This is a genomic window from Bacillus sp. FSL K6-3459 (assembly GCF_038003305.1).
Taxonomy (GTDB): Bacteria; Bacillota; Bacilli; order Bacillales; family Bacillaceae; genus Bacillus; species Bacillus pumilus_O.
This window is the reverse complement of the sequence record NZ_JBBOOW010000001.1, coordinates 2,858,077-2,873,463: the sequence shown is the minus strand read 5'-3', so window position 1 is coordinate 2,873,463 and position 15,387 is coordinate 2,858,077. Positions and strand designations below refer to the sequence as shown.

Sequence of the window (15,387 nt, the reverse complement as noted above, 5' to 3'; positions counted from 1 at the left end):
TTGATTTCGCTTATTTGTTTTCAAATAAGCTTGTGGAATGAAGAGGCTGTACACGGGCTTTCGGGTCCATGTAGGCTTTCGCATTGTTGACAGCCGTTGGTGCTTCACCAAATCCGCTGGCAATCAATTTGACTTTTCCTTCATACGTACAGATGTCCCCTGCCGCATAGAAGCCTTCAATGTTTGTTTCCATTGTGGATTTCACGACGATCGAGTTCTTTTCGATTTCAAGACCCCATTGTTTAATTGGTCCAAGGGAGGAAACAAAGCCGAAGTTGACGATCACGTCATCTACATCAAGCACTTGTTTTTTGTCACCTTTGACTTCTTCTAGCACAATCTGTTCAATGCGGTCTTCACCAATAAGCTCCGTTGGGACAAATGGCGTCACGACATTGACTTTCGAGTTGTGAAGGTTTTCTACACTGTGCTCATGTGCGCGGAATTTATCTCGGCGGTGAATAATGGAGACCTCTTTTGCGATAGGCTCAAGCATCAGCGCCCAGTCCACTGCAGAGTCTCCGCCGCCAAGAACGGCCACACGTCTCCCAGCAAATTGGTTCAAATCATTAATGAAGTAATGCAGGTTGCTTCCTTCAAATGATTCTGCTGCATCTAGCTCAAGCTTTCTCGGTTGGAATGCACCGTTACCAGCTGTGATGATGATCGTTTTAGAATAATGAATCTCTTGATTTGTCACAAGTTTAAAGATCCCATCTGCCTGCTTTTCAACCGTTTCAACTGCTTGCTCTAAGCAAATGGTTTGATCAAATTTATCCATTTGTTCCTTTAAGTTATCAACTAATTCTTGTGCGCGGATTTTTGGAAAACCAGCCACATCATAAATATATTTTTCAGGGTAAAGAGCGGATAATTGACCGCCGAGCTGAGGAAGGCTTTCAATGATTTTCACACTTGCCTGTCTCATGCCACCGTAAAACGCAGTAAACAATCCTACTGGGCCGCCCCCGATAACGGTAATGTCATATACCTTAGAATCTTCTTGCATTCCTTTAATCCTCCCAAATGAAAATTGTTATCACTATATCATATCATACCACATAACGTCGTTTGACTTGTTTTGAAAAACTTGTCGTTTTTTGATGCCGTAGCTTTGAAAAAGAGGAAAAAGTGAGAAAGACCGTTTATCATAAGGATTTTCAGTTTAAAGCCTTGAAAATTGGATCAGAACTCGCTATTATTGTTAAGGGAACTAAATATTAATTTTTTATGAATTTTTGTCGGATACGGTCAAATGCTTTCGTTTTATGTAGGTGAAAGTTCAGATTTTCACATACTTATTTTTTTGTTTAAATTTCATAAAATGCCGGAAAGCGGTTGAGAATAACGATATGTAATTCTTTATCCGTTTTACAGCAAATTTAAAAAAGGTGGATGTGATTCCAGTGAATAAACCGAAAATCGTTGTATTAGGTGCAGGTTATGGCGGATTAATGACTGTAACAAGATTAACAAAACAGCTTGGCACAAATGATGCGGACATTACTCTTGTGAACAAGCATAATTATCATTACGAAACAACATGGTTACATGAAGCAAGTGCAGGTACGCTTCATCATGATCGCTGTCGTTACCAAATCAAAGATGTGATTAACAGTTCCCGTGTCAACTTTGTACAAGCAACAGTTGAAAGCATTAATAAGGAAGAGAAGAAAGTTGTGACATCAGATGGCGAACTTTCTTACGACTACCTTGTTGTTGCGCTTGGTGCTGTTCCTGAAACATTTGGTATTGCAGGACTGAAAGAATATGCATTCTCTATTTCTAACATTAACTCTGCTCGTCAGCTTCGTGAGCACATTGAACTTCAATTTGCGACGTATAATACGGAAGCTGAAAAACGTCCAGAGCGCTTGACAATCGTTGTCGGCGGTGCGGGCTTCACAGGTATTGAGTTCCTTGGTGAGCTTGGAAATCGTGTGCCTGAGCTTTGCAAAGAGTATGATATTGATCAAAAAGACGTACGTATCATCTGTGTAGAAGCTGCACCAACAGCTCTTCCAGGATTCGATCCTGAATTGATCGACTATGCAATGAACTACCTTCAAGGTAAAGGTGTTGAGTTCAAAATTGGTACAGCGATCAAAGAATGTACGCCTGAAGGCATCATTGTTGGAAAAGACGATGATACTGAAGAAATCAAAGCTGAAACTGTTGTTTGGGCAGCTGGTGTACGTGGTAACCCAATCGTTGAAGAAGCTGGATTTGAAAACATGCGCGGCCGCGTAAAAGTATCTCCAGATCTTCGTGTACCAGAAAATGATGATGTATTCATCATCGGTGACTGTTCATTGATCATCAATGAAGAAATCAACCGTCCATACCCACCAACTGCACAAATCGCGATGCAACAAGGTGAAACAGTAGCGAAAAACCTTGGAGCACTAGTGAAAGGTGGTTCTCTTGAAAGCTTTAAGCCAGACATCAAAGGAACAGTTGCTTCACTTGGTGAACACGACGCTGTAGGTGTTGCGTTTGGTAAAAAACTTCAAGGAACAAAAGCTTCAGCAATGAAGAAAATCATCGACAACCGTTCTTTATTCATGGTTGGCGGACCAGGGCTTGTTCTGAAAAAAGGAAAATTCAAGTTCTTCTAAACCGATATAGACAAAAACGTGTATCCTCGTGATACACGTTTCAGACCGTAGACAAACCCCACTTTTACTTCAAGTAAAAGTGGGGTTTTCACATTTTTTTGAAAAAACATCACGTGTTTTACGCTGGACATGGTACTTTCCATGTCCAGTTTGCTAGCTTTTTAAGGTTCATGGCAGCGAAAGTAAGCATCGCTTGCATTGAAACTTTTTTCAGCCCACGAAGTTTCGTCCAACGCATACCATGCTTTTCTTTTGCATCCGCAAAAACGCGTTCAATCGTTTCTTTCCGTTTTGCGTAGATGCTCTTATTTATTTCAGTAAGTCTCAGATTGTCTGCTTCATCTAGGTAATCCTGCCAAATATGCCGATGAATTTGTTTGGTGTGGTTTTGACTTTGGGTACAGTTATCTAAAAACGAGCAGGACTTACATACTTCTGAATCGGACGCATATTGCTTATAGCCTTCTCTAGTCGTTGTACGATAAGAGAGAATTTGCCCGTTGGGGCAAATGTAACAATCAAAATATGCATCGTATACGTATTCATTCTTTTTCAAATAACCAGCTTTTGTTCTTGGACGAGTGTAGGGCATGACAGGTCTTATCTCTTGATCCATTAAGAACTTAGCGATGTAAGGTGTTTTATATCCCGCATCTACTGCGACTACATTTGGTTTTCCGACTTTCTCTGTCACCTTTGATACGAGTGAATCCAACATACGACTATCATGAACATTTCCGCCTGTGACCAGCGAGCCTAAAATAAATCCTTTTGAATCACAAGCTGTATGAAATGAATAAGCAAATGACTTTTCACGTTCATCCTTTACATAGTAGCCACTCTCTGGGTCAGTTGTGCTGACCTTGATTTCTTTTGTTTCTTCTTTATTCTGTAGGGGTAAGGGCTTTTTTCCATGTTCTTCACGATCAATATTGATCTCTTCATGAAGCTGATTTTGATAACTTCGCGTTTCTACTCGAACGACTTTCTTTTCAAGTTTCTTCTTATTGGCATTCGCTTTGACATGAGTGGAATCAATGAAGGCAATAGACGGGTCAACGAACCCTTTTTTCATCGCTTCTCTTAAGATTCGGTAGAAAATTTGTTCAAATAAATCTGTATCGTGGAAGCGTCTCACGTAGTTTTTACCGAAGGTAGAAAAGTGCGGGATTTTCTCCGAAAACCCATATCCAATAAACCAACGATAAGCCACATTGGTTTCAATTTCTTTAATGGTTTGACGCATAGAGCGAATACCAAATAAATATTGAATTAAGACCATCTTAATGAGAACAACAGGATCAACACTTGGTCTTCCATTGTCGGAACTATAGTGATCTTTGACAAGATCATAAATAAAGTCAAAATCGATTGCTTGATCTATTTTCCGTACAAGATGATCTTGAGGCACTAATTCATCTAAAGCCACTACTTCTAATTGATTCCGTCTTTCTTCTTCACGTTTCGATAACATGTTTATCCCCCACAGATTATTGTTATTACCCTTATTATACAAAAAAGCTTGTAGACTTTGTCTACAAGCTGAAACGTGTATCCTCGTGATACACGTTTTTTTTTGACAGATTTTCTTACTTGGTGATCGGCAATAAAGTATGGTATGATAAATTATCAGAAAATTTAGATTAAGGGAGTGAGCAATATGAATGCACATACAAAAGAGAAGAAGTCCACCTGTCTATATTGTTCGGGGAAAGGATATTTTCAGCTATTGCTCGGCGGATCTGAAACATGTGAGGAATGTAAAGGGACAGGAAAGAAGCTTTAATCCTGCTGCTTTTTCCATTGATTGACTTCATCTCTATTTCCAAGTTAAACTAATGATGGGATATTTGGGGGTGGAGATGAAGTGATCAGTTTACCAGTCGTTATTATTTCCGTTATTTTATTTTTCGTGTTATTCTTCGGCATTGGCTTTTTGCTCAATATGCTGCTGAGAATGTCATGGATAATGGCTATTTTATATCCAATTGTATGCCTTTTCATTATCAACAATCAAAAGATGATCGCTTATGTGAGAGAACCGGGCATCGCTTTTTCAGGAATAGGAGACCGCATAGTTTCTCTCGCTGCGGCTGATATTATTATCTTGTTAAGCGGTCTTATTGGTGCAATTGTATCAGGTTTAGTCATCAATGCACTTCGAAAAAGAGGATATCAAATGTTTTAACTCACTTGTAGATAGGCAAGTGGGTTTTTTTGTTTCTCCTTTGCATAGTTTCCATTTTATTTGGAAACAAATAGATGGGTAGAGGAGTGACAAATAAAAATGAAAACATGGATGAAACGATTGTTCATGACAGCCCTTTTTATGCTTGCTCTTTTGACAAGCTTTACGGGCATATCTGGAGTTGAGCCAAGTGATGTAGCTGCCTGGGTGAAAGAGACGGATCCTGGCAAGCAAGTATCTTCTTTTTTCCAACAGCCAAAAAGAGAAACAATGGCACTCAAAAGTGATGAGTTGCGGGCTAATTCTCTCGAAGAAGCGTTTAATTGGAATGATTACCCGAAGCAAAAGGTTGTTGCCACAGGTTATACAGCAGGTGTGGAATCAACAGGCAAAACGAAGGAACACCATGCATATGGCATTACATATTCAGGCGTCAAAGTGAAACGTGATTTATATTCAACTGTGGCGGCGGACCCATCCGTCTTTCCAATTGGAACGGTGCTCTTTATCCCAAACTATGGCTACGGAGTGGTCGCAGATACGGGAAAAGCCATTAAAGGTCATAAGCTTGATTTATACTATGAAACCGTAGATGATGTGTATAGAGAATGGGGTAAAAAAGTGCTCGATGTGTATATCATCAAAAAGGGCGAAGGAACGTTAACGGAAAAAGACTTAAACCAGCTGAATGAAGCAAAATCAATGCAAGTATTCCGTCAGCAGTTTCAAGCCAATAAAGAATAAAAAAAGCTTTGGACACGTTTTAGGTCCAAAGCTTTTTTCGCTTCTACATGAAGTAATAGTCTAAGATGAGTGTCAGTAGGATCCCTGTTAAGCCGCCAAAGAAGACTTCAATCGGCTTATGACCAAGAAGCTCTTTCAATTTCTTTTGCTTTTCTTTTTCTTCCGCACTCGGGAAATTCTTTGCTTCAGAAACAAATCGGTTAAAATCTGTTACGAGCTTGTTCAGTACAGTCGCCTGTTCTCCTGCCTGTCTGCGTACACCTGTTGCATCAAACATGGTAATAATCGCAAAAATGGCGGAAATCGCAAAGATCGATGTATTGAGCCCGTGCTCTAAAGCCACTGCTGTTGAGAGTGCTGTTACGGCTGCGGAGTGTGAACTTGGCATTCCGCCTGTGCTTGTAATGAGCGACCAATCTAGTCGTCTAGAAATGATAAATTGAATCGGTACTTTTACAAATTGAGCAAAAAAGATGGCTGCAAGGCTGGCAAGCAGCGGAAAATTCGTCAGTACGCTCATGAACAAGAAACATCCTCTCTGTAAGAAAAAATATCGTGCAAAATGATGGACTGTGTACCCTAGTATGATGAAAAAATGATAGCAGATTCAAATGCTGCCAAGTCCATGTTCAATTATAACATTAAAGAAAGTAGATGTGGAACGAGGAGACGCGGACGGTCTCTACAAGTTTTCATCGCTTTTTCATGATGCCCTTCCGCGTGTGAAAATATAAATGTTCATCAAGTAAAGACAGACTGGCAATGATCGTACAGACCCGCAAATTTTGATATAATAGAAGTTCCAATGTGAAAAATGGAGTTCATTGAAGGAGCGTGTGGTAAATATGTTTTTCTCGACAAATGAATTGCAACATAAAGATACACTGGCGATCGGACTTTTTCAAAAGAGCCAATTATCAGGAAAAGCAAAAGAAATGGATGAATTACTTGAAGGACGAATCACTGAATTATTAAAAGAAGGCGATATTTCATCTAAACGAAATCAGCTTTCGAAGTTTTTTCCATCCCCTGAAACAGGCATCAAACGCATTTATTTTGTCGGGCTTGGGAAGGAATCAGATTACACGTTTGAAGAGGCAAAAGAAGGTTTTGCGCATTTATTTAGAAAGATTCATCAGGATAAAAAGCAAGCGATTTCGGTCTTACTGGATACGTTTATTGGAAAGGATTTGCCTGCCCAAGATGCAGCCCATGCCCTTTCTGAAAGCTGCCTTTTAGCTACATATGAATTACAAGATTTTAAACATAAAACAAATGAACCGGATCGCTTCATCGAATTCGTTTATGCAACGACGGATCATGATACAGCTGAAATTCAGGCAAGTCTGAAAGTGGGCGAGGTCTACGGACAGTCCGTCAATTCGGCTCGTACCCTTGTGAACATGCCGCCGAATATGCTCACATCCTCTGATCTGGCTTCGTATGCGGCAGAGCTTGCGTATAAATACGAATTTGAGATTGAAATTTTAGATAAAGAACAAATGGAAGAGCTCGGAATGGGCGGGATTCTAGCTGTCAATAGAGGCTCAACAGAACCACCAAAGCTCATCGTTCTGAAATATCAAGGCAAGGAAGAATGGACAGACGTGATTGGGCTTGTCGGTAAAGGGATCACATATGATACTGGTGGCTATTCATTAAAGCCAAGAGCCAGTATGGTTGGGATGAAAACTGATATGGGCGGCTCAGCTTCTGTTTTAGGTGCCATGGAAATCATCGGTGAACTGCGCCCAGAGCAAAATGTCATTGCTGTCATTGCCTCAACCGATAATATGATCTCGGCTGATGCCATGAAACCGGATGACGTCATTGTGTCGCTTAGCGGTAAAACAATCGAGGTACTGAATACGGATGCAGAGGGTCGTCTTGTTTTAGCAGATGGGGTGACATATGCGAAACAGCACGGTGCCTCAGTCCTTGTAGACGTGGCGACATTAACCGGCGGAGTCATTGTGGCACTTGGAAATGAGACAACAGGTGTCATGACGAATAACGATGAACTGTATGCCCAGTTTAAAGAGGCATCAGAAGAATGCGGGGAAATGATTTGGCAGCTGCCAATCACCGAAAAAGATAAAAAGCGCGTTCGAAACAGCAAAATGGCGGATCTCAATAACTCACCAGGCCGTGATGGACATGCGATCATGGCAGGAGCATTCATTGGTGAATTCGCTGAGAATACGCCTTGGGTTCACTTGGATATTGCAGGAACAGCCACAACAGAAAAGCCTTCATGCTTTGGGCCAACAGGGGCGACAGGTGTGATGGTACGGTCACTTGCCACATTTGTGGAACGATTTGAAGGTAAGAAATAAAGAATGAGGCTCTGCCAACTGGCGGGGCCTTTTTTATGTAGGCCATACGCCATTTGACGAAGAAAATTTTCTATGGTAACATACGTTGGTACTTTAATTATCTACTACATTAGTAAACTAAAGGATTTCGGGGGTTTCACCATGAATGCAGTTGTTTTAGCGGTTGTTTTAATGTTGATATTAAGCTTGCTGCGGGTCAATGTCGTGATTGCGCTAGCACTCGGTGCTTTAGCTGGCGGACTTGCAGGTGGATTAGGCCTAGGAGGAACAGTGGAAGCCTTTACTGACGGGCTCGGAGGAAATGCGACAGTGGCGATTAGTTATGCGCTTTTAGGGGCATTTGCTGCTGCGCTGACAAAAACGGGTCTTCCAGATGCCATGGTTGAAGGAGCAGTGAAGCTGTTAGGAAAAGAAGGCGACTCAAGAAGAAAAACATTATCAAAAGTACTGATCATTCTTGTGATTTTGATCGTATCTTGTTTTTCACAAAACGTCGTTCCGGTTCACATTGCCTTTATCCCGGTCTTAATTCCGCCATTATTAAAGGTGTTTAACGAGCTTCAAATTGACCGTAGACTGCTAGCGTGTGTCATGACCTTCGGACTCACTGCACCATATATTTTACTTCCAGTCGGTTTTGGACAGATTTTCCACGGAATGCTCCGTGATAATATGAAGGATGCAGGTCTAGCTGTGAATCTAGCAGATATTCCATATGCCATGCTGATCCCTGTTGGGGGGATGGTGCTAGGGTTGATCGTCTCTCTTTTCATGTATCGTAAGCCAAAAGTATATGAGGATCGCGATATTACAGATGTAGAGAAATCTGCTTATACGACAAAAAGTCTATTCTTTGCCGGTCTTGCCATTCTCGTCTCCTTGCTTGTCCAGCTTTATCTGTCTCAAAGCCTTGGCGTGGAAGGAATGATCTTCGGTGCACTTGCAGGACTGCTTGTCTTGTTTGTGACCGGAATGATGAAACGCGATGAAGCAGATCAACTGATTACATCTGGAATGAACATGATGGCATTTATCGGCTTTGTCATGCTTGTTGCGGCTGGATTTGCCAACGTTTTAACCAAAACAGGAGACATTGAAACGCTTGTGAAAGCATCTTCCCAATTTATCGGCAACAGCCAAAGTCTCGCGGCTATTTTAATGCTGCTTGTGGGTCTGCTTGTGACAATGGGGATCGGATCATCATTTGCTACGATTCCAATTATTACGACCATCTTTGTTCCACTTTGTTTACACCTTGGATTTAGTCCAATGGCGACCATTGCCATTATTGGTTCAGCTGCGGCTGTTGGGGATGCAGGTTCACCTGCAAGTGACAGTACGCTTGGACCGACATCTGGATTGAACATGGATGGACAGCATCACCACATTTGGGGTACATGTGTCCCGACTTTTATCTATTATAATATACCGCTTGTTCTATTCGGCTGGATTGCGGCAATTATTCTATAACGTGAAAGCTTGCAGAGAAAACGTTGTTTTTTCTACAAGCTTTTTTGTATGAAGTTTTTCTTCATTGTTTTACTTTCTAAAGGTTGAAAATACGAAGCGGACTGTGAACAAGCATCTTACTTCCAGCGTCGTCTGCCATTTGTTCAAGAATTTGAGTTTATTCCGACATCAGAGGACTATCGTATATGCTGGATGAGTTAGAGTTGATTTTTCTGATAGATGACATTGTTTTCGAAGTTGACCGCAGAGCAAGAGGACTCAGAGGGTGGCTTGAAGAGATGTATCATGATGGAGAACAGCTTGTGCGCTACCGCTTCAGTTCATCAGATCTTAAAGATGTAGAAGCGCTTGTAGGCATGCTAGAAGGAATTATCGATAATACGCTGAGTAATGATGAAAAAAGAGCCTGAATGAAGAGAGGCTCTTTTTTCTATGTTCAACTTGTAGATGTTGTCTGCCCTTAAGATGCGGCTTGTTGTTTTCGAAAGGACGTGGCTTTAGAAACAGAGCGATAAATTTTAGGTGCCAGCATCGCAAGTAATATCGTCAATCCGTAATCTTTCACCATAAACCAGATCATAAAGAACCACGTGGTTTGATAAGAAATCGGAGCATTCAGCCACACATTTAATGCGAGGTACGTATAAGTCGTTCCGATCAGATACATGACGGTCGTACCAGCAATAGCTGCAAGTAAAAAGAGGCCAAATCCAGGATTTTTTCTTTTTTCTAAGATGAATCCAGCTAGCCAGGCAGCAGGAATATACGATAAGACAAAACCACCGCTTTTGCCTAAAATCACCCCAAAGCCTGCTGAGAACTGTGCGAATACAGGTGCGCCAGCAATTCCAACCAAAGCATATACAATCATCGCTAAAGCGCCAAGCCGTCTGCCGAGCAAAAGACCAGCAAGTACACAAAAAAACGGCTGCATCGTAAGTGGAATTCCGCCGACCTGTAAAAACGGTACAATGGATGTGATATTCGCTCCAATCGCCATGAGTGCAGCAAACATTCCGACTAACACAAAATCAGCAGTTCTTGTTTTCTGTTGCATGATGTTTCCCCCTGTCTTATCTGTACAAATAGATTAAGGGGATGAGGATTATTTGTCAACCTGTTTTTAATATAAGTTAACAATAAAACCCGCCCATCAAATGGGCGGGTCTGTATTAAGCTTCTGTCATAGAAGACGCATCGATCGCTTGATGAACTGGCACATAATCATAGCCGAGATCACGAGCGACCGCTTCATATGTGATATGTCCGTTCATCACATTGACACCTTCTGCAATGGCTTTGTTTTCTTGAATGGCTTTAGCAGCGCCTTTATGAGCAATTTGTAGCGCATATGGAACGGTGACATTCGTTAAAGCAACAGTCGATGTCCGTGGAACGGCTCCAGGCATGTTGGCGACAGCATAATGTACAATGCCATGTTTTTCATAAGTAGGCTGATCATGTGTTGTGATATGATCGATTGTTTCGACAATGCCGCCTTGGTCAATGGCTACGTCTACGATGACGGAACCAGGCTTCATTTGTTTGACCATTTCTTCCGTCACAAGCGTCGGCGCTTTGGCACCTGGGATCAGCACCGCACAAATGAGAAGGTCTGCCTCACTGACTGAATCGGCGATATTGACAGGGTTAGACATTAACGTTTTCATTTGATGACCAAATTGATCGTCCAGCTGGCGTAAGCGTTCTGCGTTTACGTCAATCAAAGTGACATCTGCGCCAAGTCCAATCGCCATTTTCGCTGCGTTTGTTCCAACAACACCGCCGCCTATAATCGTGACCTTTCCTCTTGATACCCCTGGTACGCCTGCGAGCAAGATGCCTTTACCGCCTTTTGGCTTTTCTAAAAATTGTGCACCGATTTGAGCGGCCATTCTACCTGCCACTTCAGACATAGGTGTTAAGAGAGGGAGTGTTTTTCCGTCCGTTACTGTTTCATAAGCAATAGCTGTGACGCCTTTTTGTTTTAAAGCTTCAGCCAAGGAGGGCTCTGCCGCAAGATGCAGGTACGTAAATAAGATGAGTCCTTCTCTGAAATATGAATATTCCTCAGGTAATGGTTCTTTTACCTTCATGATCATATCAGAAGATGCCCACACATCTTTCGCTTGATCAAGAATTTCTGCACCAACAGATACATAATCGTCATCAGTGAATCCGCTTCCAAAACCAGCGTTTGTTTCAATCAAAATCTGATGTCCAGCTGAAAGTAATTGAGAAGCTGCTCCTGGTGTTAATGCCACTCGGTTTTCATTGTTCTTAATCTCTTTCGGAATGCCGATGATCATGTTTATTCCTCCCATGCTTATCTATTCATATTGTATGTCTAGTGTATCCTGAATGTTTAAAAAATGCTTCGGTTGAAATAAAAAATAAAAAAACGCCTCTTTGTGAAATTTCACAAATGGACGTTTTTTAGCTTCATATCAAGGTATATGGTCATTTTCTCATTCATGTTTTTTAAATCGATTTCTGCAATGTCTGTAATGCGTTTTAATCTGTAATTCAATGTATTGATGTGGATGTTTAATTGCTTTGCTGCAATATTGGCATTGCTATCACAGTCAATAAACCGTTCAAGGGTTTCGACTAGGTTGGAATGGTGCCTCAGGTCGTAATCTTCCAGCTTTGATAAAGAGTAACTGGAGTAAGATGAGCCCCTTCGTTTTTCAGCGAGGACATCTAAATATTGATAAATACCGAGTTCAGAAAAACTGTGTAAACGTTCGGTTTCAACAGGGAAGCGCTCCTTAGTTTTTAATACAGCGAGTGCTTCTTTATAAGATGGCTGAATATGAGAGATGTTATCGTAAATTCCACCAATCGCTGCTTGAACGTGATGGATATGATAACGGTCAGACAGTTGCTGCAGCATGCCGCTTGTGAATTGTTTAATATCCTGCAGCGGGTGCTCTGTTTTTGGTGAGACAAGAATAATGAATTCGTGAAAATCCACAGTCGTTAACAACACTTGGACTTGCTGCGTTGTTTCCAGTAAATAAGATAGCTTTTTTTCTGTGTCATCTGTGAGTTCGTCACGAAGCCGGAAGATGATGATGGCATACGTGTCTGGACATCTGATACCGAGTCTTAAAAATAGGTCGAGCATCTCATCTTTTTCATGAATATGACCAGTGAGCATCTTCCAAAAAAGTTCCTGATTGCGTTCCTCTGTTTTCGATTTGCGAATTTGTAAGTTAAGTAATTTGTTTTTTACAGCATGTGCTGCCATCTTCAGAAGGTCCATGTCTTCTTCTGAAAAAGGTTGTGTGGATTCAATTGCCCAGATAAAACCGAGTACTTCTTTGTCCTTCCAGATTGAAATGGCAACCCTGCTAGATAAACCCACCTCTGCAATTTGAGGGACACGAAGCGGTTCGTCTGTTTTAAGAAGTGTAGGAATGATGCCGTCCTTCCAAAGCCGATTAATGACTTTTTCCGGTACACGGCGGGAGATAATGGTTGAAGTTCTGGCGGGATCCGTAAAATCATTATGTGTGCTATAGGCCAACAATCGATGATGCGTATCTTCTATAGTAATAGGGCAGTTGAGCACATCACTAATTTGGTCTGCCACATCCTCTAAACGATCAAGACTATACTTAAATGGATCTGTCTTTTTTTTCATAAAAACCCCTGCTTTTTCGAATATTTCACGTACTTACATTATGAAGAGAAAGCGGTACGTAAATCAATAACAAAATGCCATAAATTTAAAAAAGAAATCGCTATGAGAAGCGAGCGCATCATGCTGAAAGAAGGCGAAAAAGAAATAGTACAATAATAACGTAGTAATAAATCAATAGGCGGAAAGATTCAGTGAAGTGTGTCTAAACTTATTAAGAATATATGACCAAAAAAATGTTAAATAATAGATAAAGAGCGAAAATACAGTAATTCTATAGACTCATTTTGTAAAATAAAAACAGATTTGTTTGACTGTGTATCATTTCTGTTTTTATAATAATAACGTCAAAAAATAAGTGGATTAGCCCATTATATGGCGGCTATGCACGGGAGGTAATGAGGAATATGTCAGGAATTATTCGCGTAACCCCAGAAGAACTAAGAGCGACCGCTAAGCAATATGGTGTTGAAAGTCAAGAAGTGTTAAACCAAGTTGATCGTCTAAATAGAATGATCTCAGATTTAAAAGGTATGTGGGAAGGTGCTTCTAGTGAAGCGTTTGCTGATCAATACGAGCAGTTAAAGCCTTCATTCATCAAAATGTCTGATCTATTAACAGATGTCAGCAATCAGCTTGATCAAACGGCAAATACACTTGAAAGCACTGACCAAGACATCGCCAGCCAAATCCGCGGCTAATCAAAGGGATTTCCTTTCTAAGTGTGAAAAGCAGAAAAAGCGCCGAGTCTGTCAATGGATGCCGGCGCTCTTTCTATTTTGTGAGGTGGAAATTTGTGTATATCGATATTACCATCGACTTAAAAAATTATGATGACAGTGTGTTTGATTTGAGACTATCAAATTACTTACATATTAAACAAGTCATCCATATCGCCTGGCAGGCAAAACAAATCTCACTTCCTAAGCGAGAAGGTGGCTGGGTGCGAGTAGTCAATAAGAAAGCTGTGTTTTCAGGCGAATATAAGCTATCAGACTGTGGAATCACCACAGGAGACAGGCTGGAAATACTATGAAAGGACTTTTGTAAATGGCAGATAAAAAGAGTTCCTATTTAGAAGAACAATTAGAAGCAGTAATGAAAAAAGAGGACGGCACCTACAGCTTCATTTTTCAAAGAGAGACCATTAAACTCTTAGACGGTTTAGAAGCGGCACCGATCAAAGACATCAACCCTTCATTTAAAAAAGAGATTCAATTAACTGAAGATGAGGTCATTATTTCTATTCAACCGCCTCCTGCCTATCAGGAATTTCGTTTCATCCATGCGAAGGATGAAAAAAGCAAATGGATTTTTTCATACCAGCTTGTCGATGCAGTGTGTAAACACGATGTGAAGCGGCTGCATCCTATTGTTTCTCCTGAAAACATTGTTTTTCATCAAGGCTTAGCTCCTGCATTTTTGCATTATGGCGTCAAAGAAAGCATCCCGCCATATGAAACGGATGAGCATCGTTTACTAAAAGAAGTCAAAGCCGTCATTCTTCGAGTGGTGGACCATGAATATCAGTTTCAAGAATATGTGGCTTACAACGAAACGTTGAAATTATCTGAACTGGCAAAAGAAATCAACGAAACGCAGTCTCTGGAAGAATTGTCTGCCCTCATTCAGAAAAAGATCGAAGCGATTGAAACGAAAGAGAAAACGTTATTGACCATTCCGAAAAAGAAATGGAAGGTCGAACGATATGTCGGAGTAGGTCTGCTTGTCCTATTAATTCCTGCATTGGTGTACACCATTTACACCTTCTTTTTTGCGATGCCGAAACAAGAAGCGTATGTCGAGGCAAACAAATATTATCTCAACAAACAGTACAGCCAAGTGGTGGATACGTTAGAAAAATATTCAGCCAATCAAATGCCGGTCTCTCTTCAATATGAACTGGCCATTTCGTATGTACAAACAAATCAAGGCAATCTGTTACTCGATCAACATAAAAAAGAAATTACAGATACATACACATTGCAGACTGATCCGCAATATTTCCTTTTCTGGATTCATATTGGACAAGGCAATAGCAAGGAAGCACTTGATATTGCACGTGTACTTGGAGACGACAGGTACATATTTACGGCACTCGTCGCCTACCGCAATGACATTCAAAACGATGACAGTCTTTCTGCAGAAGAAAAACAAAAACAGCTAGATCCAATTATTAAGGAAATGGCGAAATATGAAGAAAAAGAAACAACGGAGACAAGCACCAATGACTCCTCAGGCGCAAGCCAAACAGATGAAACAGCTGAACAAAAAGAGCAGTCAAAAGCCGATCAAGAGAAAAAAGAGAAAGAATCTGAAGTGAAAAAGAAAACCTCTCAGACGAAAAAAGATGAGAAAAAATAACTCTTTCGATACAACTGACAG

General features: G+C 40.9%; 15 protein-coding genes and 1 pseudogene. 10 read left to right on the top strand and 6 right to left on the bottom strand.

Annotated elements, in window-relative coordinates:
• Positions 1–10: 10 nt before the first annotated feature.
• Positions 11–1,009, bottom strand: a complete 999-nt coding sequence (yumC, locus tag MHI35_RS14710) for a ferredoxin--NADP reductase 2 (RefSeq protein ID WP_012011135.1) — start codon at positions 1,007–1,009, stop codon at positions 11–13.
• Positions 1,010–1,400: 391 nt separating this feature from the next.
• On the opposite strand from yumC, the gene MHI35_RS14705 reads away from it, so the two are divergent.
• A complete protein-coding gene (locus MHI35_RS14705) occupies positions 1,401–2,618 on the top strand; it encodes an NAD(P)/FAD-dependent oxidoreductase (protein ID WP_161985489.1) in 1,218 nt (405 codons plus the stop codon).
• A 118-nt stretch (positions 2,619–2,736) separates the two neighbouring features.
• Here MHI35_RS14705 and MHI35_RS14700 read toward each other — a convergent pair whose 3' ends face one another.
• Positions 2,737–4,092, bottom strand: a complete 1,356-nt coding sequence (locus tag MHI35_RS14700) for an IS1182-like element ISBpu1 family transposase (RefSeq protein WP_284553666.1) — start codon at positions 4,090–4,092, stop codon at positions 2,737–2,739.
• Positions 4,093–4,278: 186 nt separating this feature from the next.
• Here MHI35_RS14700 and MHI35_RS14695 point away from each other — a divergent pair, with 186 nt between their 5' ends.
• The 3 genes from MHI35_RS14695 to MHI35_RS14685 all read left to right on the top strand — a co-directional run bounded on the left by MHI35_RS14695 (position 4,279) and on the right by MHI35_RS14685 (position 5,550).
• Positions 4,279–4,404: a YuiA family protein gene (locus tag MHI35_RS14695; RefSeq protein ID WP_186303711.1), complete on the top strand. Its 126-nt coding sequence runs from the start codon at positions 4,279–4,281 to the stop codon at positions 4,402–4,404.
• A gap of 81 nt (positions 4,405–4,485) precedes the next feature.
• On the top strand, positions 4,486–4,806 hold the full coding sequence (locus MHI35_RS14690) for a YuiB family protein (protein WP_012011132.1): 321 nt from the start codon (positions 4,486–4,488) through the stop codon (positions 4,804–4,806).
• A 99-nt stretch (positions 4,807–4,905) separates the two neighbouring features.
• Positions 4,906–5,550: a 3D domain-containing protein gene (locus tag MHI35_RS14685; protein WP_211064031.1), complete on the top strand. Its 645-nt coding sequence runs from the start codon at positions 4,906–4,908 to the stop codon at positions 5,548–5,550.
• A gap of 43 nt (positions 5,551–5,593) precedes the next feature.
• Here MHI35_RS14685 and MHI35_RS14680 read toward each other — a convergent pair whose 3' ends face one another.
• On the bottom strand, positions 5,594–6,070 hold the full coding sequence (locus MHI35_RS14680; RefSeq protein WP_003212726.1) for a divergent PAP2 family protein: 477 nt from the start codon (positions 6,068–6,070) through the stop codon (positions 5,594–5,596).
• Between the two features lie 325 nt (positions 6,071–6,395).
• Here MHI35_RS14680 and MHI35_RS14675 point away from each other — a divergent pair, with 325 nt between their 5' ends.
• From MHI35_RS14675 to MHI35_RS14665, 3 genes and pseudogenes are all read left to right on the top strand, one after another.
• Positions 6,396–7,886: a leucyl aminopeptidase gene (locus tag MHI35_RS14675; protein ID WP_335349081.1), complete on the top strand. Its 1,491-nt coding sequence runs from the start codon at positions 6,396–6,398 to the stop codon at positions 7,884–7,886.
• A gap of 141 nt (positions 7,887–8,027) precedes the next feature.
• A complete protein-coding gene (locus MHI35_RS14670; protein ID WP_335349080.1) occupies positions 8,028–9,356 on the top strand; it encodes a Na+/H+ antiporter family protein in 1,329 nt (442 codons plus the stop codon).
• Between the two features lie 93 nt (positions 9,357–9,449).
• Positions 9,450–9,766, top strand: a pseudogene (locus MHI35_RS14665) (sporulation protein); the annotation flags it as partial.
• A gap of 50 nt (positions 9,767–9,816) precedes the next feature.
• Here MHI35_RS14665 and MHI35_RS14660 read toward each other — a convergent pair.
• The 3 genes from MHI35_RS14660 to MHI35_RS14650 all read right to left on the bottom strand — a co-directional run bounded on the left by MHI35_RS14660 (position 9,817) and on the right by MHI35_RS14650 (position 13,005).
• A complete protein-coding gene (locus MHI35_RS14660) occupies positions 9,817–10,413 on the bottom strand; it encodes a biotin transporter BioY (protein ID WP_211064034.1) in 597 nt (198 codons plus the stop codon).
• Between the two features lie 115 nt (positions 10,414–10,528).
• Entirely contained in the window at positions 10,529–11,665 is a 1,137-nt protein-coding gene (gene ald, locus MHI35_RS14655) for an alanine dehydrogenase (protein WP_335349079.1), read from the bottom strand.
• 110 nt (positions 11,666–11,775) lie between these two features.
• Positions 11,776–13,005, bottom strand: coding sequence for a PucR family transcriptional regulator (locus MHI35_RS14650; protein WP_012011124.1), 1,230 nt, complete (start codon positions 13,003–13,005; stop codon positions 11,776–11,778).
• A 404-nt stretch (positions 13,006–13,409) separates the two neighbouring features.
• Here MHI35_RS14650 and MHI35_RS14645 point away from each other — a divergent pair, with 404 nt between their 5' ends.
• The 3 genes from MHI35_RS14645 (at position 13,410) to essB (ending at position 15,366) form a co-directional block, all read left to right on the top strand.
• A complete protein-coding gene (locus MHI35_RS14645) occupies positions 13,410–13,703 on the top strand; it encodes a WXG100 family type VII secretion target (RefSeq protein WP_003213769.1) in 294 nt (97 codons plus the stop codon).
• 95 nt (positions 13,704–13,798) lie between these two features.
• Positions 13,799–14,038: an EsaB/YukD family protein gene (locus tag MHI35_RS14640; RefSeq protein WP_335349078.1), complete on the top strand. Its 240-nt coding sequence runs from the start codon at positions 13,799–13,801 to the stop codon at positions 14,036–14,038.
• 14 nt (positions 14,039–14,052) lie between these two features.
• Positions 14,053–15,366 carry a type VII secretion protein EssB gene (gene essB / locus MHI35_RS14635; RefSeq protein WP_335349077.1) on the top strand — a complete coding sequence of 438 codons (1,314 nt, stop codon included), beginning with the start codon at positions 14,053–14,055 and terminating at the stop codon, positions 15,364–15,366.
• The last annotated feature ends 21 nt before the right edge of the window (positions 15,367–15,387 follow it).